The following is a 26,778-nucleotide window of genomic DNA, read 5'->3' as shown; positions in this document are numbered from 1 at the left end:
TTGAATAGATTGGTGTGGTTTAATTCCTTTTTTCTCCAAAAACTTGTTCAATGAGTCTGTCTTCATAGTCAGAGACTACCTGAAGATTGATGATGTCCACCCTGCGGTTTTTTGATCTTCCTTCTGACGTATCATTGGAATAAAGGGGATACCGCTGACCATATCCAATGGAAGCCAACTGATTGGTATCCACTCCGAAGTCATTGACCAAAGCTTTGCGAACGGCCGAGGCACGCTGCTCGGAGAGGAGACGGTTTTGCTCCTTATCCCCAGTATTGTCTGTATGGCCCGCTATGGTGTAGCTTCCTCCATTGGCAAGCATAAAATCGGCTATCTGCTTTAGAGAAGGGAAGGATTCCGGCCTGATCTCTGCACTTCCCGGGTCAAAATAGATCCCTGTAGCCTCAAAAACTCCTTCGGCAAGCTTGTTCTTGATTATTGGCGGAGCATCGGCGAAACGAAGATTGGAGAAGTAGAAAAACTCGTCCACATTGGCATTATTGGAATAAAATTTCAGGGATCGGAATGCAGAATGATCAGGCTGAGCTTGGACGATGTCAAATACTTTTTCTTCATTGAGATAGAGTCGGACCCGATTTTTATTTTTCCAAAGCGAAATACGGATCATATCACCCCGCTCCAGATTTTCCTTACTGAGCATTGGAATCGGAGTATTCACGAATTCATTGTATTGGCTATCCTTCCATCTTTTCTCCAAACTCTTGTGATCGGCATTGAAGCCCATATTGATCAAATGAGTACCTGCACGTCTATTTCCCAGCTGAATAGTGGGTGACTCCAAATCATTCAATACCACCAAAAACTGACGAGTGCCCGGGGCAAACTTCTGGGCATCCACATCCAAGATCAGATCAAATTCCAGCGTGAAGTTTTCTGGCAACTCACCCAAATCTAACGGTGTAAATGAATTTTCCCCTTTTCCCAGCTGAATCCATTTCCCTTCAAAACCCTCTAATTCTACCAGCTCCAGTGAACTGGAACTCACCCAACCCTCGGGCATGTCTCCTAGAGCATCCGCCGAAAAATCCGATGCATACAGAATATCCGATCCGAGGATAAAATCAAACTTGGAGTATGCCTGCAAACTCTTTGGGCCGGGGTCAGTGCCAAAAGGTTCTTCCATTTCCTCAGGAAACGCCGGATCAACATCGGCTGACCACTCTTCCTCCCCAGTGCTGGCATTGGGATTTTTCTTTTTTACCCGGATGCTGAAAAGGGAATCAATAGCCTGCTCGGTGGTTTGTTCCGTCTTTTCTTCTGTCTTTCTTTCGACAGTTCTTTTGGCTGCTTCTTCGGCTCTTTTTTTGAGATCTTTGATAAATTGAGCCCTAAGCCCAAAATCTGACAAAAATCCCATTCCGATAAATAGCAGAAGAAAAAATACGTATCGCTTCATCGTTTGATAGTTTTGTTTTTAGCTTAGTGGGTAGAGCGATAGAAAACATTAACCACCCGGAGAAAAAATTTTTATGATAGATCCTAAATGGGTCAAGGCGTTGACAGGAGACGAACTAGGTCTGAAAGAGCTCTACTCTACCTTCAGAACTCCCTTTTTATCTTTTCTGAGAAAAACGGGAATAAATGAAGATGAGGCGCTCTCTATTTTTCATGATACGCTGATCACTTTAAGGAAAAAAGCGATCCAGGGCAAACTGTCGGAAGTGAAGCATCAATTCAAGACCTACCTTTTTGCAATAGGAAAATACAAGGCCTATGACCTGATCCAAAAAGAAGGCAAAAGGGGGTGGATGTCCATTTCTGAATTTCCTGATATTGAGGATAGGGAAGATGCTGAAGACAAAGAGGACCTGGACGAAAACCTAAACCTGATCCAAAAGGGAATTCGACAATTGGGAAATTCGTGCCAAAGAATGTTAACATTATTCTACATTCAGGGACTAAAAATCAAAGAAATCCAGGAAAAGGAAGGCTATGAAAATGAAAATACGGTCAGAGCTCAAAAAAGCCGTTGCTTGAAATCATTGAAAATCTGGCTTGAAAAACAAAAAACCAATGAGTGACCGAGACCTACAGATCGAGCGCTATCTTCAAGGAGAAATGAGTGAAGCTGAAAAAGTACAATTCGAACAGCTAATCGCTCAAGATCCTGAACTTGGGGAGGAAGTCTCATTTCAGCTTGGCGTGCAAAAGGCCCTGTGGAATGAGGACGAAAACTCCTTCCGGTCCGAGCTGAATCGACTGGAGAAGGATCAAAAAGCAAATCTACAGAGAAGGAGATTCTGGATGGCTGCTGCCAGTATAGCTCTCTTTGCGTGCATTGCCGGGCTTTGGCTGTTTTTGCCAAAAGACCAAAATGAATTGTTTCAGGCTTACTTTTCTCCCCAGCCCAATATCTATCAACCCATTACCAGAAGCGCCGGAGAATCCTCTACCTTAAACCAAGGCCTCATTGCTTATGAAAAAGGAGACTGGAAAGAAGCTCTTAGGCACTTTTCCGATCTCGATAAAAGTGAAAAGCCCGAATTCGTCATCCTCTATGAAGGTAACTGCCTCTTGGCGCTTGGAGATTTTTCCATGGCAAAGCAAGCTCTTGACCCGCTATTGACCTCCCAAGATGGCACACTTCGCCACCGGGCAGGATGGTATTGGGCTTTGGCCCAGCTGAACTTAGGCCAAAAGAAGGAAGCAAAGTCACAGTTGGAACAACTGACCGAGGAAGAAGGACCTTTTCAGGAAAGAAGCAAGGAACTAATTCGATTGCTCCCTTAGCCTTTTTTGTCTCCAAATCATTCCGACAGCTAGGATAATCAAGATCATACTCATCCAAATCCATGCATAAGATTTGGAATAAACGGGTTCAGAATCTCCTAGTATGACAAACCCCGCCCAAAAGTACGGATCGGCCAAGGCAGGATCATTCACCTGACTCAAATAGTCCAATTTGGCTAAGCGAAGAGCTTCGTCCTTTCGATTGCCCTCCTTGAGACGCTGGTAAAAAGCTTCCATCAAAATCCCGGTTTCCCTATCCGGAACTTCCCAAAGACTCATGACTGTACTTTGAGTCCCCGCCACCATAAAAGAGTAAGCCAAACTGAGCAATCCGTTACCAAATTGCTCATCCCCCACCCCCGAATTGCAGGCACTCAGCACGGCCAGTTCTGCTTCCAGTGGCATTTCGAATATCTCTAAGGCAGTGAGGGTCTCCTCTTCCACATCCCCAAACCACAGTCTACTGAAATTGGGTGAAATCCCATCCAATTCCCCATGGACTGCCAGATGAATGAGGCCTGCCCTTGGGGCTTTATTCAAGAAATTGGCTTTGGAAGCTGCAGAGTCAAAGTAGGCTTCTCCTCCTGTCAAACGGCTCAATTGTGTCACCTCTTCCCTGTTGCCAGGCAGAGACCTTAACTTGTAGTAGGGCGCAAAACCCATCCAGTCTTTTTCTAAATGATCAATCGGCCTCTTTTGCAAGACCTGGAAGCTAGGGATATATCGGACGGTAGTATTTTCTATCAATGGCTTTTGATCCTTTAGCTTAAAAACCTCAAGAGGCACCTGACAAAGTAAACCATCAGGTACTACGGTAAGGGATTGATAGGAAGAAGAAAAGCCCGGAATCCAATCCTCTACCCATAAATCGGGTAAGGACCCCGATCTCACGGGATTTTTGATCTGACCTACCCAAGAGGTGAGGTCCAAAATCCTGTCAGCGCTATGATCCAGATACCCAAAACTTGATCCTTTAGAATCTCCAATCCAATAAAAAATGGATTCCTCCCCAAGAAAATAAGAAATCAATACTTGCCCCTCCTTGAGGTCGCTTAATATCCTCTGGATCACATCGGAGTCAAGGCCTGACTCTTTTGGTGACTTCATTTTGGATTCGATAGTAGAAAGAAGATTAAGAAGGCTATCCTCCTCCTCATACCAATCCAAAAGCTTGGATTTGTCGGAGTTTTGGCCCTGCTGAATACCTGCGATTTTGATCCTTACTTCTGCCAGAGATTGCCTGATGATCTGCCAAGACCTTTTATCTTTCTCTTTCCACATCTTGACCAACTCCTCACCTCTGCCTTGTTCATAAACCACCTTCCTTTGGATCTCCATCAGCCTAATAGCCAAATCACTCCAGACCTTCGACTTATCTTTCTCCTTTCTTTGAAATGTACAGGCCAAAAACAGCGATTCCTCGATCAATGGCTTTACTTCAGTCAGCACGGAGACAGAATTGATCAGGCCGGTTTGATCTCTTTTCAGAGTCTCCACCTGAGAAATAACTTCGTTCAAAAAGGTTGAAGCTGCATTTTGATCTTGAGTACCCGTCTGCAAAAAAACAGCCTTTAGCCGCATAGCCTGCAAAAGCAATCCACGGGAAGATTTTAATCTAACCAGCTCTTCTATCAACTGATCCAAAGAACGCTCCCAACTCACCTGATTACTTCGACCTTCCTTTTGCTCCAGTTCCAAATGGAGCAGCTTGGATTCTGCCTGAAGTGAGGCTGCATCCTTGAATTTTGAATTAAGAATATGATCCAACTCCGAAAGGTAGATCCTGGCCGAAGGGAAATTTACCTGAGTCATAGCCAAACGGATCAAGCCTTTTAAAGCCTCAATCTTAAAAATATCCCTACCCAACTCATCAGCCAAACTCAAGGCTTGATCAAACGCAGCTTTTGCGCCTGTCACATCTCCCAATTGGCTCAGATACAGGCCCAACTGATTAAATCCCTGTGCTTTTGATCTTCGTACGTCGGTATTCTTTGTCCGTCTTTCTATTTCGAGAATTTCCAAAGCTTGCTTTGCAAGCTTGACTGACTCTTCAGACTTTTTCCGATGATGAAGGACCAATGCCAACTGAAGTTTGGAAGAGGCCATTTGGGTGGAAGATTCCTGACCGATTGCCTGAAAATGCCCCACAGATCTTCTGGCTTGAAATTCTGCCTGGCTGAGATCTCCCATTTTTAAGGCGGAAAGAGACAACATTTTGTAATCATCTCCCAGATAAAAACTGGAATCACCACCGTCTTTTCGATCACTGTCCAAAGCCTGCTTGAAATAGGGCAAGGCCCGAAATGGGTCTCCTAGCCTGTCCAGATATAGAATCCCAAGATTATAAGAATTGGCGGCAATGGTGCTGTAAGGTTTCTGATCCAAGAGTCCCAAAAGCTGAGTAGAAGATTCATAAGCCTCAGCAGATGCCGAAAACTGCTCCAAAGCATCCCAAACCACCCCTTGCACTGTTCTATTGCTCGATGAAACGAGCAAAAACCCCATTTCTGAAAAAATCTGATCTGCTTGCTTCAAGGCGGTCAGTGCTTCCCGATACCTATTGAGGTCAAAATAGGTCCTTCCCAGCCGATCCAAAGACAACCCGTAGACTCGTCTGCTTTGAGGGAACTTCGAAAGTCGATTAACTAAAGATTGCAAATGCGCCAAATCCTGCTTTCCGGTCAAGGCCACTTGAGAAGAATAATCAAAGTAGCTCCATTCGGCTTCAAGCATATTTCTGTTGGGGCTTTGGGAAAAGAGTTCAAGGTAGGAAGGGCCTTTTTCTAAAAGTTCACGATAGCGCCTGCCAAAAAATGTAAGCTCGGTCCAGGCCCGAAACGCCTGATTAAGCTGGGTTTCCGAACCAAGTCCTTCAAGCAAAACCTTCTCCATAAAGTCGGAGGCAGCTTTTCGGTTATAGGAAAAGTTGGTTTTCTTACCCCGATCTATTGAATCCAAATAGGCATCAAATGATTGGGAAAAACCCTCCATCTGAACACAGAAAAGCAAAATAAAAAGACTACTCAACCATCTTTGCATACCAAAAATCCACTAATTCCACGCTTGTGCAAAATAGCAAAATTGGGATTATGAGCGGATTTTTTTCTGCCTTCCCAGGCTAAATTAGGTCTGAAAAATCAGAGGGGTAATCCAAAAATGAGAAGGATTGGAAAGAAGTTTCCGGATACTGTCGCTTGGGCGTTTGGAAAGTACTGACTTGGACAGGATTGACCAGTTCGATGGATTTCATCATGGCTGCCAAGGGCACCATATTGGCATTGGACGAAACAAAAGCGTTTGGATCTGATTTGCCTGCATATCCATCACCTAATTACGATCCCCTGCTTTGCCTACACCCTATAAAAAAGAAGAAGCAGCTTTTCTGCCACCAAAGAATTGATGATGTCACATGGAGGAAAAGTACGGGTTGGAGAATAAACTAACTAAATCTCCTAGGCCACCCTAGTTTGTGAAAAAAGATCGTAGGCCGCTACCAAGACTTGGTTTTCGGCCGAAAGACCATATCTACCAAATCCCTCAATGGCCTCTCTCTCCTCGGCAAATACTGGATAATAATCTTCATCCAGTTCACTCCAGATTATCAAAAGGTAAGAATAGGAAAGCGGACTGTTTCTCCCCTTTTCCATCCAAAGCTCAAATTGATCTTCGGAAAGGGATTTGGGATAATCGGGACTGTCAAACATACTTGGAAATTTGCCCGAAAGGTAAAAAAAGGAAACTTTGAATAGTCAATTCCAGCTCAAATTGGCCAGTATTAATCCAGGTTATCCTTTTTCTTGTTTTTCTCCTGATAAAAATCGCTCATTGCCTGAAGGTCCTCGTCCATGCACAGGGGCATGAAATCAATCCGAAACTCCTCATTTTTTTCCCTGCGCTTTCTGAGAATATCCTCTCTTTTAGCTTGCACTTTTTCGGAATGTTTTTTCAAAGTAAACCTGTTTTTAAAATAGATCATAAAAAAGCTTTTCACACATTGGAAAGGCTGGTAGTCACTAATCACCTAATTGGATGCCAAACTTTATTCCCATCTGAATTTTTCCTCACGCCGATAAAAATTAACAGGAAAAAGTACCCACTTGAAGGCTATAATTTCTGCCTTGTAATTACTCAAAGGTAGGGATTGAGGAGGGTAGAAAAATACCCACTACTGGGTATTTTTTCAAAAAAAGGCAGTTTCACCCCATTTTTTTGAGGTACAAACTGCCTTTGCAAAGGATGTATCCAAAAACAAATTTCCTAGTTTTAGCCATGATTTCTTAGGCAGAAAAAACCCGTTTTTTCAGAAAATCAAGACCTATCAGAATTCCTGAATCAATCGATATACTTTATTTTCCTGAATGTAGGAATTCCCATTGACCGGTAAAGCCTGAAGAAACCCTTGCGAAGTAGGCCAGGAGATAAAATAACTGAATGGGCTCTCATAGATCCGTTGGATTGCATTTAATCTAAGTGTATTCAAGTCCAAACGGTAAAGATTACTTCCATCGGAAATCAGTAAATTCCCTTTCCATTCACTCATGTTTACTTGAAAGTTGAAAAGTGAAGGTCCATTTGCCACAGGTTCAACTTGCCCGCCTATACGATACCTTTTAATCTGCAAGGTTGAATTCCCGGAAACAAAATAGAAATAATCGCCTACCACTACCCAGCTATTTGTATTTCTGACCTCAGAAGGCACCTGAATCTCGCTTAACCTCCATTGGTCAGTGATCGGATCATATTCCCGGAAATTGAGGTAATTAAATAAGACAGCATAAATTTTCCCATTGACGGAGAATGATTTCACTACGTGCGAAAAATCAAAAGGGAAATCGCCCAGTCTTTCCCATCGACCTGACTGAAAATCATAGCGATGAAAATCCTTGTGATGGATCTCATCATTACTGGAAAACTCCACGCCCAAGCCGTAATAAATATACCTGTCATTCAGCCCTACCATCAGTTCGGCAATTCGCTGAAAAGGCTGGTTGGCCTCATCTTGAAATGCTTCCAAGGACGTGTTTCCCACTTGAAGTTGATAAAATTTTTCCCTCTCGTCCCCACTGTTTTCCCAAAAGATAATCCGGTCACCAAATGGATACTTGCGAAATTCATGGAGTTGAGGGACATTCAGTCCATCTTGGAATACTTCCCAAGAAGGAAGAATTTCTATGGGTTGGGAATATTGACTAAAATAACCGGGAAATGACATTCTAATAAAAGAGGGGCCTGTGGGAAGAGATCGTACTGATCCTTCATAGACACCTCCCTCTAAAGAGGTCAATGGATAAATTTCCTGAATAAAGTTTTCTCCCGATTGCAGCAAAAAATCATAAGTTATGTTCAGCTCAGGATAGCTGGTGAAAATCTTTAGCTTTTCCCCCACATAGACTTGCCTGGGCTCCACCGACAGAATAGAAGGTACCGTAATAGAAAACACATCTGAAAGTGTAACCGTCTTCCCGCCGCTTTTGATCAATAAATCGAATTTTTGCTCAGTAGGCTGGAAATTATACGAGGTATTTTCTACCAAAATTTCCAATTGCTGATTGGTCGCGCTCAAAAGGGTTACACGAAAATCATTTTCTAATTCGGGAATCCTCACTTCATTGTTTTCGATTCGCGAATTAAAAAAGTCTCCCTTGATGGTGATTCTGGCACTTTTATAAAAGGAGGTCGGACTTACCTCGGTGACTACTGGAGGAGACGTCCCCAAACTGGTAAATGGAAGAAATTCCCCGTAGACGGTCGTCTCCCCTGCTTTCACATAGGGTCTTACCAGGTAATTTCTACCATCGATCAAGTCGTACTGAATCCGAAGGGACGCGACCTCTCCGCTGGGAGAACCCGCCTGAGACACCTTCATCACATCTGCAAACTCCGTAGGGTTGGCATTGGGTGAACTCAAAAAATACTCAAGACCATGCTCTTGAATAGAATTTCTTCCAGCTTTCTTTATTTCAAAATTTACTGAAACACCGGTCTGATTCAAATCAGAGACACCCAAGCTCTCTATGAATGGATAATCCCTCAGTGTTATTTCTTCCTCTTGTCGGCAGGAAGTCCCGGCCAGTAAAATCATTACAACCCAAAAACTATGTCTTAACCAATTCATCATTTCAAAATTTATATCCCAAATAAAAATTCAAACCTGCCAGCGCTCCACCCTTAGTTTCTCCAGTAGCCTTGGAATAGTTGAATCCAAAAACTACCGCTCTTCGATTGGGAAGATATTTATCAGCACCCAAACCAAATCCAGTGCCGGTAAAGGTTGTTCCCAATTCCAAAGGAGGTGAAGAAGTAGTGACTTGATTGCCTTCTATCTCTGCCATAAAAAGCCCTGAAGTGGAATAGCAAGCCTGAACATAAACCAACCCTGCTTCTGCAAAAATCCTGAACCGATTTGGATTCAAATCAAAGTAATATCGAGCGGCAACGGGTACCTGAACCCAAGACATATCTACAAATACGTCGGTCTGAAAATCAGAACCTTTCCATGAATATTGCCGGAATTGCTGTGCATCCAATTGCGACCATTTCAATCCTAAATTGAAGGAAAGGCTTCTATAAAAGTTCAAAAATAATTCACCGTTCAGCCCGATCACAGGTGCAGCAGCCTGCAGCTTGACCTCCTCGAGACTTTCAGGTATCAAAAACTCAATCGAATTCAATCCAATACCTGCGTGGGGAGTGATGGAGGCAAACTTGGAGAAAGTCCTCTCCTTCTGGATAGTGGTAGCTGTCCTGGAAAAGTAGATGAGTGAACTCTCTTTCAACCTCGTGATAGGGATCAGATTTTCCAGACTCTTATCTGAAAAAGCTGATCTCAAAGTTTCCTTATAATCCTCCTCCAAAGGAAGGAGCTCCTGATCCACTTCCACAAAGAATTGATTGGGTTCCCCGTTCAATTTCCAGAAAATCGCCTTTACGAAAGGCCTGGGAAGTCTTTCCAAAAAGACAAATTGACTTTTTCCTTGCCAGTTCAATTGCTTTCTGAAAAACTTCCTTTCAGATACCTGAAATTCGGAGACCTCTTCGACCGAATATCGCTTAGGCCCTTCCCACTTACTTCTTATGAAATAAACCACCCGATTGTCTTCCACCGGGATTCCCTCGACTTTTCCCTGTGCGAAGATCGAATCATTAATGATGATGTAATCTGTTTTCATGGAAGTTTGGGCCTCCAATCGAATACAGAAGAATAAAAACAGACCAAAAACCAACAAAAATACCCGTATGGGGGCAAGGGAGGGAGTAACTAGCAAGAGGAAAATAATTAGACAGTGAGAATACAGGTTTTCGTTGCAAAAGTAACGGGAGTTCTCAATAGTTAAATAGATAACCGATTTTTCTAATAAAAAAATTTTCAAGTCGAAAAGACCCCACAAAAACAAGAGCTGGAGATAAAATCAAGGGTAATTCTAAATCCATTTATTTGCTCCTTTTCCTCTAGCTTTGCAGGGATGAATAGGGAAATTTTGATCGAATTGGTAAATCAAACCATGCCCTTTGGAAAATACAAGGGCAGACTGCTTTGTGATATTCCCGAGTACTACCTAGTATGGATGAAAGGACAAGGCTTTCCTCCCGGCAAACTAGGGATGCAGCTGAGTTCGCTTTATGAAATTCGACTCAATGGTCTGGAAGGAATCCTTGCCGAACTGAAAAGAACCTACGGAAAAGTATAAAAACTTTACTTTATTCTTTCTTTTTGAAGCCGTTCAAACTCCTCAAGCAAAGCGATGAGCTTTATCCTCACGTGTTTGTCTGAAATGTCCAAACCCATCGCAGAAAATTGGGTTTGAATAAATTTCAGCGCATTGTAGGGAGTCACTTGGATTTTATTGAAAGCGGCTTCTTCCGGGGTTAGAATATTATTGTACATATCCATGAGGACATATCCCTTGTCAGAAGTACGCAATACCTCCAAGGCTTTGTCAATGACAGAGTTCCAATTCATAATAAAGTAATTCAGGCAGGAGTGGGTCTACTCCGGGATTTGGTGTTAAGCAGGTTAAAAATAAGGGGATGAGTTCATTGAATGGATATCCTCGGCCAAGTATTTGACAAAGAGGAGGCATTTTCTGAAAAAAAATCAGATACAATCCAGAAAAAAGATAAAATGCTTGAAAGTCCTTATATTTGTCACACTAATTATTTGCATGACACAAGAACTATTTGCCCGCTATTCCTTCCTACTAGACCGGACCGCCCGGAGAGTGAAGCAATATGCCCAACAGCAATTCAAGCAGGGCGAATTTGACGTGACGGTAGATCAATGGCTGGTCCTGAAAAACCTCTCTGAAAATGGGACCATGAGTCAAACTGAACTAGCCAATTTAGTTTTCAAAGACCATCCTACACTGACCAGAATTATCGATTTGCTTTGTAAAAAAGGCTATGTGGAGCGAGTCACTCATCCTCAGGACAGAAGGAGTTTTCAACTTCACCTCACCCCTTCAGGAGTTTCAAAAGTAACCGAACTCAAGCCTCAAATTCTGGAAATCCGGGAAAAAGCTTGGGAGAACCTGAACGAAAAGGATTTCGAAGAATTCAAGCGGATTTTGAATACGATTTATGAAAATTTGGAGGGGCAAAAAATAGAGGACTAAGAATAGTTAGTACACTAATTATAATTACACAAACATTACTCCCCTTCCGGGGTTAAAGAAGATAAGAAATGAATACCAATATGATCCATACAGATCTTTGCATCATCGGAGCAGGACCCGTGGGGCTTTTTGCTGTCTTCGAAGCAGGCTTACTCAAAATGAGATGCCACCTGATAGACGCGCTGCCTCAGATTGGTGGGCAGTTATCAGAAATTTATCCTCAGAAACCCATCTACGACATCCCCGGGTATCCTGAAATCAAAGCCCAGGAATTGGTGGATAATTTGATGGAGCAGGCCAAGCCCTTTCAGCCCACCTTCACTTTGGGAGAGCGAGTGGATCATCTCGACAAGCAGACTGATGGGAGCTACATCATTACTACCAATGAGAAGACCAAAGTGCACGCCAAAGTTATCATCATTGCCGGTGGATTAGGCTGCTTTGAGCCTAGAAAGCCTGTTTTGAACAATCTGGAAAACTTTGAAGGAAAAGGGGTAACCTACATGGTCAAAAATCCGGAGACCTTCCGTGAAAAAAACGTGGTAATCGCCGGAGGAGGAGATTCGGCTCTCGACTGGACCATATACCTGGCCAAAGTAGCCAATAGAGTGACTTTGGTACACAGAAATGAAACTTTCAGAGGTGCGCCTGATTCGGCCTCCAAAGTTTTTGACTTGGCCAATAAAGGAAAAATCGACCTGATTCTTTCTGCCAACCTAAAAGAGATTGGAGGAAATGGCAAACTGAATTCTGTAACCCTAGAGGGTAAAAACAAAGAGGAAATCAAGATTGACGCAGATTATCTGATTCCTTTGTTTGGTCTCAGTCCAAAGCTTGGACCTATCGCAGATTGGGGCTTGACAATCGACAAAAACGCCATTGAAGTAGATACCCGTGACTATTCTACAGGAGTGGAAAGAATCTATGCCATCGGAGATATCAATACCTATCCCGGAAAACTGAAGTTGATCCTTTGCGGCTTCCATGAAGCAGCCATCATGATGCACTCAGCATTCAAATATGTGTACCCTGACCAAAAGCTCAGCTTCAAATACACCACAGTAAACGGCGTCAACGCATTCTAAATCTACCCCAGCCATGATCAAATTTACTGTAGAGGACCAAGACGGCAACAGACAAGAGGTCGAAGCTCCCGCAGATATGGGACTTAGTCTCATGGAAGTTTTGAAAGCTTCCGAATACCCAATCCTTGCCACCTGCGGAGGCATGGCCTTGTGTGCCACATGCCATATTGAGGTATTGGAAGGACAGGATGGCCTCGGAGATGCCACCGATGCAGAACTCGATCAGCTCGAAAACCTGCCAGAATACTTCCCCACTTCCCGCCTAGCCTGCCAAATCCGAATCGGAGATATCCTAGAAGGAGCTGTGATCAAGCTGAGAGGAGAAGATGTAGTGTAAGGATCGAGAATCCAAAATTTAGAATCAAGAAGCTAGAAGTAACATGATAAGACTACCTGGATAGTGGTAGTTTTTTTTTGTAAATGCATGATAAGAGTAATCTTTTCTTTATTTCTTTTCCTTGTTTCGGTTGGCATTTGGGCTTGTGATTGTTCATGGTGGCATTTGGACAATGCTTACAGAAATTCCTCATTTGTGGTTTCTGGAAAAATTTCTTCGATTAAGAACTACGAAAATGACCCAACATTATTCAAAGTCTCAATTGAAGTTTATGAAGAATTCAAAGGGAAAAATCTGAAAGAATTTTTTGTCAACAATCCAGATAAAGTAGGTGGTATGTGTCATCCCTATCTAAAGGTTGGAGAAGAACTCCTTGTCTATCTTTATCCAATAGAAAATGGACTTCCATTTTTGGGATATTGTTCGAGATATTTTCCTTTGGATTACGTAAAAACCCAGAGCCCAGAATTAGAAATTCTTACGATTTTAAAAAACTCAAAGATCAACTACACTTCATCTTTCAGAGTTGAAGAAATTCTTTTCGAATCCCGGAAAGAAAACGATTTTTTCTCCAGATTATCAGGATTAAAATCCAATCCATCCATTCCGCCTTATGGGATATTTGAGATTGAGTATCACCACCTTTTTGGTCGGTCTACTGCAAGAATCATCCGTGGATTTGGAAATAATCTTGACCCTACTTTGATAAAGTGGCTAGAAAACACATCATGGGAATTATACGATTATTCGCAAGAGCTAAAGCTTTCTAGCCCCACCAAATTTATTTTGGTATTAGAAAATGACTTTTCTGCACTCACAGATTCTTTTGATTTCTCCAGATATACATTCCGATGAAGTAAAAGCTCCTTTTTCTATGGAAATCTGCGTGTTTTCTCCGTTGATCTCCTGGAGGTTTAGCATATCCACTCCAAATAGTTATCCTTTGACACAGCAGTCCACTTTGCATCGGGATAAGCCTTGGCAAAAGCGGCAGGAACTTTGGGCTTTTTGGTTCCCCATTTAAATTCCAGTCCCTGAATCTCCTGAAGACTATTTACTTCCAATAGGTCTATCTCCTGCCCATCGTAGGTTCGCCAGAAATAATAATCCGGAGCATAGCCTCTCGATGAGTTAAATTTCATCCGTTCCACAATCATCCATTGTTCCCAAAGTTGGCCAATATCATTGCGGAAAGCCATCGGGCTGAAGTTGTTAATCAGGGCATTCCGGATTCCATTGTCATAGAAATACCACTTCTTCGATTTGCTTACCTCTTTCCGGAGGTTTTGGCTATATCCACTAAGTGGAAAAATGATAAAGACTTTGGATAGTAAGTCAAGGTAGCGGTCCACCGTCTCCTTGTTCAACTGAAGACTGTTTCCCAACTCTACGGTACTCACTTGACTCCCAACCTCAAAAGCCAACAGCTTCAACAAACGAAATAAGACATCCGCACCTTTGATAGTAGTCAATGCCAGCAAGTCTTTCAATAAATAAGAGTTGACAAGCGACTTAAGGTATTCCTCCTTTTCCTCCAAAGTAGAAAGATGAATTAATTCAGGATAACCTCCATAGATAAGGCGATTCTCAAGTCTTCCCAGAGTCTCAATCAAGTTTTCCTTTTGAGAAAACTCCACCTGAGATAAAGGAAATAGCTGATATACGAGTTGCCTACCCACCAAAGGTTCGCCGGCATCATTGACCAAGTCCAAACTGCTACTTCCCGTGGCGATTATGGTAATTCCGGGAATAGAATCGATCATTAGTTTTAGGATTTTTCCGATTTGAGGTACAGTCTGTGCCTCATCAATGATTACCAGAGTTTTATCTCCAATCATCTGACTGTAATTGACCACGGTCCTGTTTTGAAGGACTTCTGCAACCTGCGCATCCTCCCCCAATAGAAAAAGGGTTCTTTCAGCATAAGCCTGACGGATTTCTTCGATCAAAGTAGTCTTACCCGTACGCCGACTGCCATAGAGCAAGATCACTTTTTGCTTTCCGATCTGACTCAGCATCTTCTTTGCCACAAATCTTGGAATGTCCATATCTTCTTAATTTAACTCAGCTCTATTCTAAAAACTTGTATTTCAATAGCTAGAAAAATTAAAGATACCACTTTTGAAAATTAAAACAGCCTAATTTATATTAATTACGCTAGTCAACCAGCCTATTTTACATAGATTGGGCTGGTTTAAGTCAAAAAACTGTGATTATCAAGGGATTTGAATAGTTAGAATGTAGCATTTTATCAATCTGTGAGAATTGTTTTTCGTAAGTTGTATGAGCAGTACCCAAACAAAATCTGAAATGAAATCGCTTTTGATCCTTCTCCTTTTATTTCCGTTGATCGGATTTCCCCAAATCACCTCAGATCAAAAAGATAATGCCCTGAAAATCCACTATCTGATCGGAGAATATTCCAAAGCACGGGAAACTCAAGACACTGTTTTGCTCAAAAAAATACTTACCGAAGACATCGATCAACTCGTTTCCTCCGGAGAATGGAGAACAGGAATCTCCGAAGCCATCCAAGGCATGCAGTCCAGTACCCAATCCAACCCAGGAACTCGCACTCTCGAAGTAGAAAAAATCAAATTCCTATCCGATGAAATAGCCCTTGTTGACTGCCGCTACATCATCAAAAGCCCTGATGGAACTACCAGAAATATGTGGAGCAGCTTTACGGTTGTTTTTCATAAAAAGGAATGGAAAATCTCAGCCATCCGAAACATGAACCCAACTACCTCAAATTAATTCCACACCCATTATTCAATGAGAAACCTGTTCACTTTATTCCTCGCCAGCCTGATTTTATTTTCCTGCCAAAAAACCACTACAACGCCTTCGGTGATTTTGATCAATGGGAAAATATGGACTGGAGAGGGAGCCGATACATTTGTCAAAGCCATTGCTATTTCAGGTGATACGATTTTCCAAATCGGGGATTCTGAGCTTATTTCTTCTTTGGCTGGACCAGAAACAGAAATTATTGATCTCCAAGGGAAATTGGTGACAGCAGGATTTAACGATGCCCACATCCACTTCTTAGGTGGGTCAATGGGCCTGACGCAAGTGGAACTTTCTTCTGCCAAGACTTTTACCGAAATGGAAAGAATGACCATGGATTTCATCCAAGCCAATCCGGAAAAAGATTGGATTACCGGAAGGGGTTGGCAATACACTTTTTTCGAATCCGGTCTTCCCGATCACGAAACCATGAAATTTTTGAACTTGGAAAAACCAGTATTAATCAAAGCCTACGATGGGCATAGTGCTTATGCTAATCCCAAGGCCTTGGAATTGGCGGGAATCACCAAAGACACTGAATTTTCTGGTTTTGGGGAATTGGTCAAAGATAAAAACGGGAATCCCACCGGGGCTTTAAAGGAAGATGCCATGGGTTTGGTAGGGAAATTAGTCCCTGAGGCCAGCTTCGAAGACAAGCTGAATTCCCTTCGGAAAGGTTTGGCCTATGCCGCTTCTTTGGGAATCACCAGTGTCCAAAACGCCAGCGGCTCCGAAGAGGATCTGAGACTTTTTCAGACCCTTCACCAAAATGGAGATCTAACGCTCCGCTATGCAGCTGCTTTTTCAGTCAATAAAAACAGTACTCCTGAGCAATTGGATCGATTCACCTTTTTGAAAGATAGTGTAGGCACATCCAATCCATGGCTGAGAGCCGATGCGATCAAATTTATGATTGATGGGGTGATCGAAGGCCACACCGGAGCGATGCTGGAGCCCTATTCAGATATTCCTTCCACTGACCCTTTGGCCCTTGGCCAATTGAATTATCCTTTAGATCGGTATCAGGAACTGGTGAAAATTATGGATGCGAAAGGATTCCGGCTTTATACCCATGCGATTGGAGACCGAGGAGTTCGAGAGGTCTTGAATGCCTACGAAAAAGCCCTATCAGAAAATCAATCCAAAGGAAAAAGGCATCGAGTTGAGCATATCGAAACGATCCATCCTGATGATATTCCAAGATTTGCCCAGTTGGGAGTGCTGCCAAGCATGGAGCCTATCCATGCCGAGCCCGGAACTACCGTAGTCTGGTCTAATGCCGTTGGGGAGGGAAGATTGCCTTATTCTTTTGCTTGGAGATCCTTGTTGGATCAAAAGGCAGAGTTGGTTTTTAGCTCTGACTGGCCGGCATGCATCAGTCTCAATCCAATCCGGGGAATTCACATTGCCGTCAATCGCCGAAATCCTGAAGGATATCCCGATGGAGGATGGATTCCTCAGGAAAAAATCAGCATTTTCGAAGCAATGAAAGCCTATACTTATATGGGGGCCTATTCCTCTTTTGAAGAAAATAAGAAAGGTCTTCTGAAGCCGGGTTATCTGGCAGATTTAGTCGTTTTTTCTCAGGATATTTTCACCATCGACCCAATAAAAATCCATGAAGTAGAGGTCTTGATGACTTGGGTGGGAGGAAAAAAAGTTTTTGAAAAACAGTAGCAGAAAATAGCTAACCTACGTTTTTTGGGAAAATCATCAGAAATATGAAACGAAGCATTTTTATCATGTTAAGTTTGATCCTGGCTATCTTTAGCTGTATCGATCAGGAGCAAAAAACTTCTTTGGAATCTCTGGAGTCACTGGAAGCAGAAATCATCGCCCTTTCGGAGTCTGTCTCCTGTACCAATGCTGATCAATGGAAATTTTTCCCAATGGGAAGCAAAGCCTGCGGAGGACCCGAGCGCTACATCGCCTACCACCAAAGCGTGGAAAACTCCATCCTTCCTTTGATCGATAAGTACACCTTGCAGCAAGCGGAATATAACAGGGCCAACAATATCGTCTCAGATTGTCTCCTAGTAGGATCACCCCGGGGAGTGACCTGTGAAAATGGCAAGCCGGTTCTTTTTTATTGATATGAGACTTTTGTCACCAATTTTTTGAGAACAAAGACATTAAAATGGGTGATCTATGAGATCACCCAGACTAACCCTTTTGCTTCTTCTTCTATTTGTCGCTTTGGCATCTTTTGCTCAGGAATCTTCGGATCAAAAAGCTCTTTGGTATGAATATACCTTGCATGCACCACTGTCGAAAAATTGGTTCAATGAGACTGAACTTATGGAACGACACCTCGTGGATCCATTTCTTCAGAGTCAGTTTTTTATCCGAACCAGGTTCCATAAGAAAGTAACTCCTTTTTTTAATTATGGTCTGGGGGGAAGCATGTTCCTCTTCCATATCCCTACCGGTTCAGATCTATCCAATTTTAATCTCCCCGAATTACGTCCTCAGGGGGAATTGAACCTCCGGGCAAAAGTTGCTGGCATTAGTGTGAACAATCGACTGAGGGGCGAATTAAGATTCTTTCAAAACACCAATTTGGAGTACACCGCTTCAGAATCGGGGTTTAATTTCACTGCCGCGAGAATAAGGTATCGCCTTCAAGCGATTTTACCACTGGCTAATCTAAAAGATGAAAAATCACTAAAACTTAAAATTGCCAATGAAATCATGGCCATGGGAGGAGGAGATTTAGAGCAGCTCGCCTTTGACCAAAATCGGATTTCTGCAGATCTCAGCTTCTCTTTTTCCGCCGCCTTAAGCTTGGATTTGGGGTATGTGAATTGGCATCAAGCTAGAATCCACGGAGGATACTTGGATCAGCATATCCTCAGAACGGTGGTGAAGCATCAACTCAAATCAGCTAAAAAATAAAGGCCGGTTTCCCGGCCTTAGGTCGTCTTTGGACCCTGTGTTAAGTTAATTCAGGACAATTTCTTCAGGGGGGTATTGAATCCAAATTATCCTTCAAAGATCAATCTCAAGCAAAATTAGGAATTGCTTATTGTTTCTTTGTGAGACAATAATAATTGCTTCTCCAGAAAATTCCTATTTAATTAGGCGCATAATCTTAAAGTTTATGCCTCTACCCGAATCCACCAATTTTGTCCCCCACTTGGCCTATGATTCGGTGGTTTTTGGATTTTCCAGAGGAAAACTCAAAATCCTAGTCATGGAATATCATGATACAGGGCTTTTTGCACTTCCGGGAGGTTTTGTCAGAAAAAATGAAAACCTGGATGACGCGGTCAAAAGGGGCCTTTTTGAACGAACAGGGCTGAAAGAAATTTATTTGGAACAAGTCCATCTTTTTGGAAATGTAGATCGGTTTGATCCTGCAACCATGAGGCGAATTTTAGAAGCCAATGGCTATACGGTACCAGACAATTACTGGATGCTCGACCGATTTTTTTCCATTGCTTACTATGCATTGATCGATCATGAAAAAGTCACCTTACAACCTGACACTCTTTCTGATTCGATTGATTGGTACGAAATCGACAAACTCCCCGAGCTAATATTTGATCATAAGCAAATTGTGAATAAAGCCCTGCTCACGCTTCGGGAAAATCTGGATCGGAAGCTTATCGGCGGTAATCTCTTACCTGAAAAATTCACCATGAATGAACTTCAGGCTGTGTATGAAGCGATTTTGGGCCAAAAACTCCGTCGCACCAGCTTTCAGCGAAAAATGCTCAGCCTCGATATCCTCGACCGACATGAAAAACTGTTCACCGGCAAAAGCCACAAAGCTCCCTATCTCTACAGCTTCAAAACCCATTAACCTATGCCCAAAAGTCCGTTACTGCTCATCGCGTTGATGGGCTTTCTTTTTTTCTCCTGCGGAAAATCCAAAACCTCCACCGATATCTCTATCCAATCGGTCGCAGTGGAAGGAGGCCTGATCGCCGGAAAAACCGACTCTAGCGGCCAAGTCAAAATCTTCAAAGGCATTCCTTTCGCAGCTCCGCCAGTAGGTGAATTGCGATGGAAGGCTCCCCAACCTGTCAGGCCTTGGGAAGGAACAAAAGCCTGCATCGAAAATCCAGCTGCCCCGATGCAAAATCCTCCAGTTCCGTTTTTTGCCTGGTCTCAAGAATTTTTGATTCCGAAAGAACCTATTTCGGAAGATTGCCTTTACCTCAATGTATGGACAGTTGCAGAGCGGGCAGATGAAAAACTTCCTGTGATGGTCTGGATTTATGGGGGTGGATTCAGCTCGGGAGGGAATACCGTTCCGCTTTACGATGGAGAAGAGTTGGCGAAAAAAGGCATCGTAGTCGTTGCCCTCAACTACCGAGTGGGCATGCTCGGATTTCTTGCCCACCCCGAACTCAGCGCTGAAAATCCCGATCAAACTTCCGGCAACTATGGACTTTTGGATCAGATTGCCGGATTGGAATGGGTGAAAAAGAACATTGCTGCCTTTGGCGGAGACCCGGATAAGGTGACCATAGCAGGCCAATCCGCCGGAGCATTCAGTGTCAACGCCTTAGTGGTCTCTCCTAAGGCAAAAGGCCTTTTCCACAAAGCCATCGCCCAAAGCGGGGGCATGTTTAATCGAGGCTCTGGCTTGGTTTCCGGACTTCAGGGGGCAGAAGATCGTGGAAAACAACTCACCGACACACTTGGAATCTCGTTGGCAGACCTCCGCAAAATTCCTGCTGACAGCCTGCTCAAGTTTCCGGGAAGATTTGGACCTGTGGTTGACGGGAAGGTTTTGCCAAGTGTGAGGCAGGCATTTGAAGAGGGGACTTTCTCAGACGTTCCGCTATTAACCGGCTGGAATGCGGATGATCGGGTTTCCGGCAATCCACCAACCACTCCCGCCGAATTCAAAGCCAACGCGAAAAAGCAATACGGAGGCCGCGCTGGAGAATATTTGCAGCTTTTCCCTGCCGGAAATGAAGTCGAATTGGAAGAAACCCTGAAGACTATCGGAGTCCTCGGATTTGGATTTCAGAATTATACTTGGGCAAGAATGCAGACCGAAAAGGGTCAGAAAGATGCTTATCTCTATTATTTCACCCGAGTGGCTCCCGGTGAACCCAATTACGGAGCTTTTCATTCGGCAGAGTTCAGCTATGCACTTCATACACTGAGAAACTGGAACCGACCTTTTGAGCAGGTGGATTATGACTTGGAAAAAACCATGTCGGATTACTGGGTCAACTTTGTGAAAACAGGAAACCCAAATGGGCCCAATCTTCCCGAATGGCCTGTTTTTGATCCCGAAAATCCACTCATCATCGAACTTGGCGCAGAGGTCAAAACTAGGGCTATGCCGTATTGGGAGCAGATGAAATTTATGGAAAGCCTGAACCGATGATTTTTTATTCCAACATTACCCCCAAAGTCAATTCGAGCTCGATAGGTTGATCCAGGACTGCTTCGATTTCACTTTTTATTTGGACAAAATCCTCCTGGTGCAATTCTTTATCCGAAAGAATGGTCACCGAGATCCGAAGCGGACTGAGGTTTCTGATCTTGACTTCTCTCAAAGTACCATGGGGAATCTGACTGCCGCTTAGGCGTTGGATCAATTGATTTTCGCGAACCATCTCCCGAAAACTTAGAAACAGGGGAGCCGTGACCAAAATCATAAGCCCCAAGGAAATGAATATGCCTTTTTTTGCCAACTGAAAGGGACTAAATCCCAAAACAAGAAAAGTCAACGCTGCGGCAAGTACGATTCCAGCCAGGTTGGTCCCCAAAAGCAGGGCAGCCCCCCAAAAGACATTCCATTCCCCCCAACCCAAACCGATTCCTGACACCGCCAACGGAGGCACTAAAGCGACAGAAATGGCCACTCCAGCAAGAGTTTTGGCTATTTCTTCTTTAGAATGTGCATAGGCACCAGCCACTCCTGCAGCCACTGCGATTCCCAAATCGAGAAGATTGGGTCTGATTCGGGCAAGGATCTCGGAGTTCATTGTTTGCAAAGGAGTAATCCAAGTAATCGCCACCGCAAAAACCAACCCCAATAAAATCCCCCAAAAGAGGGTGATCAAGCTGGATTTGATCAAAATTCCATCCTGACGGAGTGCTCCCATAGCCAAGGAAATAATCGGTCCCATGAGCGGAGCCAAAATCATGGCTCCGATGACTACTGGTCCAGAATCAGCAAATAAACCAAAGGTGGCTATCAAAGTGGACAAGGCCATCAAAACCAAAAAGGAAGAGGTAGTCTGCGAATTTTGCTTCAGGAGGGTAAACAGTTCTTTAAATTCTTCGGTAGTGGCATGTCGCACCCAAGGCAAATAGCCTCTGGTCAAAGCCTCCCTGAGCTTTCCCGTAGGAAGTTTACCAAGGTTGATTTCTTTTCTTTTGGATTCACTTTCTTTGGTCTGTTCAAATCCGACTAAAATATTTACTTCTTGTTCAGAAACCTTTAGCTCCAGCTTTTCAGCTTTGGCTTCGTTACCGTCCAAGGCATAAGTAAATTCTTTCCCGCAAGACACTTCCAAATATTCAGTGGATACATAGCTCACAAAATCAGGTATCCTACCGCCCTTGATAGGAAAAAACAGGTTTTGAAGCCCAAACTGTATGATGGAAAAAAGACTTTTGGGAGCCAGAATCAATACCTGAAGTAAGCCGTCATTCAGCCCGGAATCCTCGATCAACCGCTTGAATACAAGGCTACTTTCGTTATGCCCCGTAGCCAATATCCCCATTGCCGCTACTTCCAAGACTTTTTCCTCTTCTTCGTTTTTAAGCTTGATCTTGAAAGTTTCCAATTTGACCTTGCGAAACAATTTGAGAAAACGGGAGAAACGCTTTCCAAAAGAACGAAAGAAGTCTGATTCGTTGGGATCGAAAAGCACACTCAGGGACTCCCCGATCACCAGAGAACTGATGCAGAGTTCACCATTGACCGAAAGGAGATCAAACGGTTGGATTTTTTCCTGCTCCAAAAACCACTTAAACGCCTTTTCTTTAGAAGCGGCTATTCCAAGGGCTTTGGCAAAAAGCTTAAGCTCAGGGTGAGGTAATAAGGCTAGATTTGGATTTCCTTTGTCCTTTAATTTTCCTAGTATAATTCGGCACTGCTCATCTGACAACCAAAGAAGAAGATGGTCTTTTTTGGAATAATTTTCTAAATCAAAATCATTCCAGTTAATTTTTTCCTGAGGCTGAGGATCCAGTTTTTCAAAAAATCTTTCTCGCTCATCTTCCGGAATAGAGGGATCAAAAACCAACCAATAACTCTTCATAAAAAGGAAATTAAAGGATCAATGGATTAACCCAATATGGAGAAAACCTAGGTCAATTAAAACCTAATGACCATAAAGTCTCAAAGCTACCTGGCTTTTAATTCAATGATTTTCCTTCTAATCCTCTAGAAGCTGATTTAGAATCTCAATCGCAGCCTCAGAAAGCACAGTTCCAGGCCCAAAAACAGCCGAAACGCCCTCTTTTTTGAGAAAATCATAATCCTTCACCGGGATTACCCCACCAGCAACCACCATGATATCCTCTCTTCCTAATTCTCGAAGAGCCTGGATAAGCTGAGGAATCAGTGTTTTGTGACCCGCCGCCAAAGAAGAAGCACCCACGATATGTACATCGTTTTCTACGGCCTGCTCAGCGACTTCTTGGGGAGTTTGGAAAAGCGGTCCGATGTCCACATCAAATCCCAAATCAGCAAATCCTGTGGCAATCACTTTAGCTCCACGATCATGCCCATCCTGCCCCATTTTGGCTACGAGGATTCTCGGTCTACGCCCTTCCATCTCGGCAAACTGATCCGACAATTCTTGCGCTTTCTTAAATGAATCCTGATTTTTCACTTCTGATGCATAGACTCCGGAGATGGATTGGGTTTGGGCTTTGTGGCGACCAAAAGCAGATTCCATGGCCAGTGAGATTTCACCTAAAGTAGCTCTTTTTCGGGCAGCATCCACTGCCAACTCCAGCAAATTCCCTTTTCCTGACTCGGCAGCCTGAGTGATTGATTCCAAGGCCTGATCCACTTCAGCCTGGTTTCTTTGGCTTTTGATTTCTTTCAGACGCTGGATTTGTGATTCCCGGACGGATTGGTTGTCCACTTCCAAAAGATCTATTTCAGTAGATTCACTCACCTGATATAGGTTAACTCCTACGATGATGTCTTTTCCACTGTCTATTCTCGCCTGCTTTTTGGCGGCCGCTTCCTCGATTCTTAGCTTAGGAAGTCCCGCCTCAATAGCTTTTGCCATTCCTCCCATTTCCTCTACCTCTTCAATCAAAGACCAGGCTCTCTGGACCAGTTGATCCGTCAAATATTCTACATAGAAAGAGCCTCCCCATGGATCCACTACCTGAGTGATCCCTGTCTCCTGCTGAAGAACCAACTGGGTATTTCTGGCAATTCGGGCAGAAAAATCAGTGGGAAGGGCTATCGCTTCATCCAGGGAATTGGTATGTAGGGATTGGGTATGTCCCATTGCTGCACCCAAAGCTTCCACAGCTGTTCGGGTCACGTTATTGAAGGGATCTTGCTCTGTTAGGGACCAGCCTGAGGTCTGACAGTGAGTTCGTAGTGCCAAAGACTTTGAATCCTTAGGATCAAATTGCTGGACGATTTTTGCCCAAAGCAATCGACCTGCTCGCATCTTGGCGATTTCCATGAAATAGTTCATGCCAATTGCCCAAAAGAACGACAAACGGGGGGCAAAGTCATCGATATCCAATCCTGCCTTTATCCCGGTTCGAAGATATTCCAAACCATCCGCCAAAGTGTACGCCAATTCCAAATCTGCCGTGGCCCCAGCCTCCTGCATGTGATAGCCTGAAATAGAAATGGAATTGAACTTGGGCATATACTTCGAGGTGTACTCGAAAATATCCCCGATAATCCGCATGCTGGGCTGTGGCGGATAGATATAGGTATTCCGCACCATAAACTCCTTGAGAATGTCATTCTGAATCGTCCCGCTGAGTTTTTCAGGGCTTACGCCTTGCTCCTCAGCTGCTACGATGTAGAAAGCCAAAACAGGAATCACCGCCCCATTCATCGTCATGGAAACCGACATTTGATCCAGAGGAATCTGATCAAAAAGAATTTTCATATCCTCTACCGAATCAATGGCTACTCCCGCTTTTCCTACATCTCCCTGAACCCTGGGATGATCTGAGTCATAGCCTCGATGGGTTGCCAAATCAAATGCTACCGAAAGACCTTTCTGCCCTGCGGCAAGATTTCTCCTGTAAAACGCATTGGACTCCTCAGCAGTAGAAAACCCGGCATACTGCCTGATTGTCCAAGGTCGCTGCACATACATAGTGCTGTAAGGTCCCCTTAGGTAGGGAGGAATCCCAGCTCCAAAGTCCAATTGCTTCAGTTCAAGAATCTTATTCACCTCAAAGAATGATGGAACCCTGATTTTCTCAGGAGCCTCCCAGGTAGAAATTGGTGTAGCAGGAGAATTGGACTGCGAAGAAAATTCCCATTTACTTAGATCTGGTCTCATAGGGTAGTTTGGGTTTGAAGCTCTACTAGGTAAGATGCACGGGTTGGTCGGAGTTGGTGGATTTTTTCTTCAAAAATTTCAAACTCAAGATCGTTTTTTAGCTTTTCACTGGCCGGGAAAATATTGACCCCGATTTTCGTTTTACTCTTGTCCAAAATTTCTTTTTGAACCCTCTCCCTTTCATTCCTTACCTTGGAGTGAATTGTCCCATTGACCAGCACATTTAGCCAACCGCCTGAGGCTTCAAGTTTCTTAAGCCCATCACGCAGTTCATTCTGGATTTCAGTTTGAAGGTTTTCCAGAAAAAAAGAGCCTGCTGCAGGATCCATCACCTTGTCCAAATAAGCCTCTTCTCTGAGGACAGCGGATACATTTCTGGCAATCCTCCGTTCCCTTTTCCCAGCCCGATCCTCGTGCAAAGGAGGTACCCAAAGCCAATTACAACCTCCTAGTACAGCAGCCATAGCCTGATAAGTCTGTCGGATCAGATTGGTATTTGTATCAAGAATTGACTGATCCCAATGGGCGCTTTTTGCCAAAAGGCAAACCTTCTCTTCAGAAAAGTCCATAGGGGAGAGTTTTGCCAGTTGAACAACAACCTGACGCAGGGCCTTAAGGCGGGCAATTTCACCAAAATAATGCTCCCCAACCGCGGTCTCCAGCATAAGTTTTTGGAAAATATAATCCGGATTCTGAACCGACCGGTCCAATATCTCCACCAACTCTCCTAGCATAAATACAGTCCCATCGATAGGATTTGCTCCCGATTCGGTATACCGACTTGCCTGAATTGAAAATGCTCTAAACTGGGGATAAGGCTCTGTCATTTCAAAAATCTCTTCCAATACCTCCAATCCTAATCCAAAATCCTCGTTTTGATCAAAAACGAGGTCTGATGGAGACCAAAGCAATGCACCGTGTATCCGATCCAAAGGAGCAGAATGCCTGTCTACCCAGTCAAAGTAGGACTTCAATGCTGTGACAGGATTTCCCATGGGACGGATGGCAATGGGAATATATTGGGGTAAAACCCCTTCAAGCAACTGATCCAAATCCTCGAAACCGGTCAAATGGAGAATTAATCCTTCAGAACCGTTTTGCAAGGCCTCCAAAACCTGATCGGAAGTATCTCCCGGATGCACACTTGTCATGTTTTGCCAAATCCGTGCAGATTCTCCGGGGAGATCTGACGCTTGATGGAAACTGGATTGATTTGGAATTGTCCCTTCCAAATCCTCCCGGGTATAAAATGGGTCAAGTGAAATCCGACCCCACAAATCGGACTTTAGCACCTCATCAAAATCCTTTCCCTTTAAGTCCTTTTTTGCTTGCGCTATCCATTCCGCCTTGGAGATTGTCGGAAAATCAAAAAAGTCTTTTTTCATGCGATTTGGGTTTATTTCCATTCCAAAAATAACCAATCCATCGAGGTTCACCAGAAGAAATCCGACTAAGCACCTTCTCTATTCGGGAAATATTCAAATCACCTGAAAATCAATCATTAAAACATTCTATCGACAAACATCATTTAGTCCGTGAAAAAAAATGAAAAAAATCGCCTTAACCGAAAATACAACTGAATCCTGTCCACAAACCGAATAAACTGTCAAATCACCTTTTCGATTATCATTTATTCACTTTTTCAAGCCTTTTTCAATTTTTTATTTAAGTTAATTTTCCACAAATTTGACGCCCTCGTCTTAGCCAAGATTTGAGGTTCTTCAAGT

At 43.5% G+C, this 26,778-nt stretch carries 24 protein-coding genes; 13 read left to right on the top strand and 11 right to left on the bottom strand.

Going from position 1 to position 26,778, the window contains the following annotated elements; genetic code table 11:
- Positions 1-19 precede the first annotated feature (19 nt).
- Positions 20-1,417, bottom strand: coding sequence for an OmpA family protein (locus AAA942_RS18915; RefSeq protein WP_338221868.1), 1,398 nt, complete (start codon positions 1,415-1,417; stop codon positions 20-22).
- 73 nt (positions 1,418-1,490) lie between these two features.
- Between AAA942_RS18915 and AAA942_RS18910 the strand changes: the two genes are divergently transcribed.
- Together AAA942_RS18910 and AAA942_RS18905 are read left to right on the top strand one after the other, a co-directional pair.
- Positions 1,491-2,042: an RNA polymerase sigma factor gene (locus tag AAA942_RS18910; protein WP_338221867.1), complete on the top strand. Its 552-nt coding sequence runs from the start codon at positions 1,491-1,493 to the stop codon at positions 2,040-2,042.
- Positions 2,035-2,751 carry a tetratricopeptide repeat protein gene (locus tag AAA942_RS18905; RefSeq protein WP_338221866.1) on the top strand — a complete coding sequence of 239 codons (717 nt, stop codon included), beginning with the start codon at positions 2,035-2,037 and terminating at the stop codon, positions 2,749-2,751. Before AAA942_RS18910 ends, AAA942_RS18905 begins: the two co-directional genes overlap by 8 nt.
- Here the strand turns inward: AAA942_RS18905 and AAA942_RS18900 are convergent.
- The 5 genes from AAA942_RS18900 to AAA942_RS18880 form a co-directional block, all read right to left on the bottom strand.
- Entirely contained in the window at positions 2,731-5,790 is a 3,060-nt protein-coding gene (locus AAA942_RS18900; protein ID WP_338221865.1) for a CHAT domain-containing protein, read from the bottom strand. The genes AAA942_RS18905 and AAA942_RS18900 overlap by 21 nt on opposite strands.
- Before the next feature lie 413 nt (positions 5,791-6,203).
- Positions 6,204-6,455 carry a hypothetical protein gene (locus AAA942_RS18895; protein WP_338221864.1) on the bottom strand — a complete coding sequence of 84 codons (252 nt, stop codon included), beginning with the start codon at positions 6,453-6,455 and terminating at the stop codon, positions 6,204-6,206.
- A gap of 71 nt (positions 6,456-6,526) precedes the next feature.
- Positions 6,527-6,700: a hypothetical protein gene (locus AAA942_RS18890; RefSeq protein WP_338221863.1), complete on the bottom strand. Its 174-nt coding sequence runs from the start codon at positions 6,698-6,700 to the stop codon at positions 6,527-6,529.
- Between the two features lie 369 nt (positions 6,701-7,069).
- Positions 7,070-8,866: a hypothetical protein gene (locus AAA942_RS18885; protein ID WP_338221862.1), complete on the bottom strand. Its 1,797-nt coding sequence runs from the start codon at positions 8,864-8,866 to the stop codon at positions 7,070-7,072.
- A gap of 4 nt (positions 8,867-8,870) precedes the next feature.
- Positions 8,871-9,920 (bottom strand): outer membrane beta-barrel protein, encoded by a 1,050-nt coding sequence (locus tag AAA942_RS18880; RefSeq protein ID WP_338221861.1) that lies wholly within the window; start codon positions 9,918-9,920, stop codon positions 8,871-8,873.
- Positions 9,921-10,214: 294 nt separating this feature from the next.
- Here AAA942_RS18880 and AAA942_RS18875 point away from each other — a divergent pair, with 294 nt between their 5' ends.
- Positions 10,215-10,439, top strand: a complete 225-nt coding sequence (locus AAA942_RS18875; RefSeq protein WP_338221860.1) for a DUF3820 family protein — start codon at positions 10,215-10,217, stop codon at positions 10,437-10,439.
- Between the two features lie 5 nt (positions 10,440-10,444).
- On the opposite strand, the gene AAA942_RS18870 is transcribed toward AAA942_RS18875, so the two are convergent.
- A complete protein-coding gene (locus AAA942_RS18870) occupies positions 10,445-10,711 on the bottom strand; it encodes a hypothetical protein (protein ID WP_338221859.1) in 267 nt (88 codons plus the stop codon).
- 202 nt (positions 10,712-10,913) lie between these two features.
- Here AAA942_RS18870 and AAA942_RS18865 point away from each other — a divergent pair, with 202 nt between their 5' ends.
- From AAA942_RS18865 to AAA942_RS18850, 4 genes are all read left to right on the top strand, one after another.
- The gene (locus AAA942_RS18865; RefSeq protein WP_338221858.1) at positions 10,914-11,363 is read left to right on the top strand and encodes a MarR family winged helix-turn-helix transcriptional regulator; all 450 of its coding nucleotides are present in this window, start codon (positions 10,914-10,916) and stop codon (positions 11,361-11,363) included.
- 80 nt (positions 11,364-11,443) lie between these two features.
- Positions 11,444-12,448 carry an NAD(P)/FAD-dependent oxidoreductase gene (locus AAA942_RS18860; protein WP_338221967.1) on the top strand — a complete coding sequence of 335 codons (1,005 nt, stop codon included), beginning with the start codon at positions 11,444-11,446 and terminating at the stop codon, positions 12,446-12,448.
- A 13-nt stretch (positions 12,449-12,461) separates the two neighbouring features.
- Positions 12,462-12,785: a 2Fe-2S iron-sulfur cluster-binding protein gene (locus AAA942_RS18855; RefSeq protein ID WP_338221857.1), complete on the top strand. Its 324-nt coding sequence runs from the start codon at positions 12,462-12,464 to the stop codon at positions 12,783-12,785.
- Between the two features lie 87 nt (positions 12,786-12,872).
- Positions 12,873-13,640, top strand: a complete 768-nt coding sequence (locus tag AAA942_RS18850; RefSeq protein ID WP_338221856.1) for a hypothetical protein — start codon at positions 12,873-12,875, stop codon at positions 13,638-13,640.
- Positions 13,641-13,699: 59 nt separating this feature from the next.
- On the opposite strand, the gene AAA942_RS18845 is transcribed toward AAA942_RS18850, so the two are convergent.
- The gene (locus tag AAA942_RS18845) at positions 13,700-14,833 is read right to left on the bottom strand and encodes an ATP-binding protein (protein WP_338221855.1); all 1,134 of its coding nucleotides are present in this window, start codon (positions 14,831-14,833) and stop codon (positions 13,700-13,702) included.
- A 262-nt stretch (positions 14,834-15,095) separates the two neighbouring features.
- On the opposite strand from AAA942_RS18845, the gene AAA942_RS18840 reads away from it, so the two are divergent.
- The 6 genes from AAA942_RS18840 to AAA942_RS18815 all read left to right on the top strand — a co-directional run bounded on the left by AAA942_RS18840 (position 15,096) and on the right by AAA942_RS18815 (position 20,925).
- Positions 15,096-15,542: a YybH family protein gene (locus tag AAA942_RS18840; protein ID WP_338221854.1), complete on the top strand. Its 447-nt coding sequence runs from the start codon at positions 15,096-15,098 to the stop codon at positions 15,540-15,542.
- Positions 15,543-15,560: 18 nt separating this feature from the next.
- On the top strand, positions 15,561-17,252 hold the full coding sequence (locus AAA942_RS18835) for an amidohydrolase (protein WP_338221853.1): 1,692 nt from the start codon (positions 15,561-15,563) through the stop codon (positions 17,250-17,252).
- 44 nt (positions 17,253-17,296) lie between these two features.
- Entirely contained in the window at positions 17,297-17,668 is a 372-nt protein-coding gene (locus tag AAA942_RS18830) for a hypothetical protein (RefSeq protein ID WP_338221852.1), read from the top strand.
- Positions 17,669-17,723: 55 nt separating this feature from the next.
- A complete protein-coding gene (locus AAA942_RS18825) occupies positions 17,724-18,470 on the top strand; it encodes a DUF2490 domain-containing protein (protein ID WP_338221851.1) in 747 nt (248 codons plus the stop codon).
- Positions 18,471-18,675: 205 nt separating this feature from the next.
- On the top strand, positions 18,676-19,380 hold the full coding sequence (locus AAA942_RS18820; protein ID WP_338221850.1) for an NUDIX hydrolase: 705 nt from the start codon (positions 18,676-18,678) through the stop codon (positions 19,378-19,380).
- Between the two features lie 3 nt (positions 19,381-19,383).
- Positions 19,384-20,925, top strand: coding sequence for a carboxylesterase/lipase family protein (locus tag AAA942_RS18815; RefSeq protein ID WP_338221849.1), 1,542 nt, complete (start codon positions 19,384-19,386; stop codon positions 20,923-20,925).
- 4 nt (positions 20,926-20,929) lie between these two features.
- Here the strand turns inward: AAA942_RS18815 and AAA942_RS18810 are convergent, their stop codons facing one another.
- From AAA942_RS18810 to AAA942_RS18800, 3 genes are all read right to left on the bottom strand, one after another.
- Entirely contained in the window at positions 20,930-22,813 is a 1,884-nt protein-coding gene (locus tag AAA942_RS18810) for a TIGR00341 family protein (RefSeq protein WP_338221848.1), read from the bottom strand.
- A gap of 117 nt (positions 22,814-22,930) precedes the next feature.
- Positions 22,931-25,051, bottom strand: coding sequence for a methylmalonyl-CoA mutase (gene scpA / locus AAA942_RS18805; RefSeq protein ID WP_338221847.1), 2,121 nt, complete (start codon positions 25,049-25,051; stop codon positions 22,931-22,933).
- Complete coding sequence (locus AAA942_RS18800) at positions 25,048-26,436, bottom strand: methylmalonyl-CoA mutase family protein (protein ID WP_338221846.1); 1,389 nt, start codon at positions 26,434-26,436, stop codon at positions 25,048-25,050. Before AAA942_RS18800 ends, scpA begins: the two co-directional genes overlap by 4 nt.
- Positions 26,437-26,778 lie beyond the last annotated feature (342 nt).

The organism is Algoriphagus sp. oki45, from assembly GCF_036245605.1.
In the GTDB taxonomy this organism is placed as follows: Bacteria; Bacteroidota; Bacteroidia; order Cytophagales; family Cyclobacteriaceae; genus Algoriphagus.
This window is presented reverse-complemented; position numbering and strand designations above follow the sequence as displayed.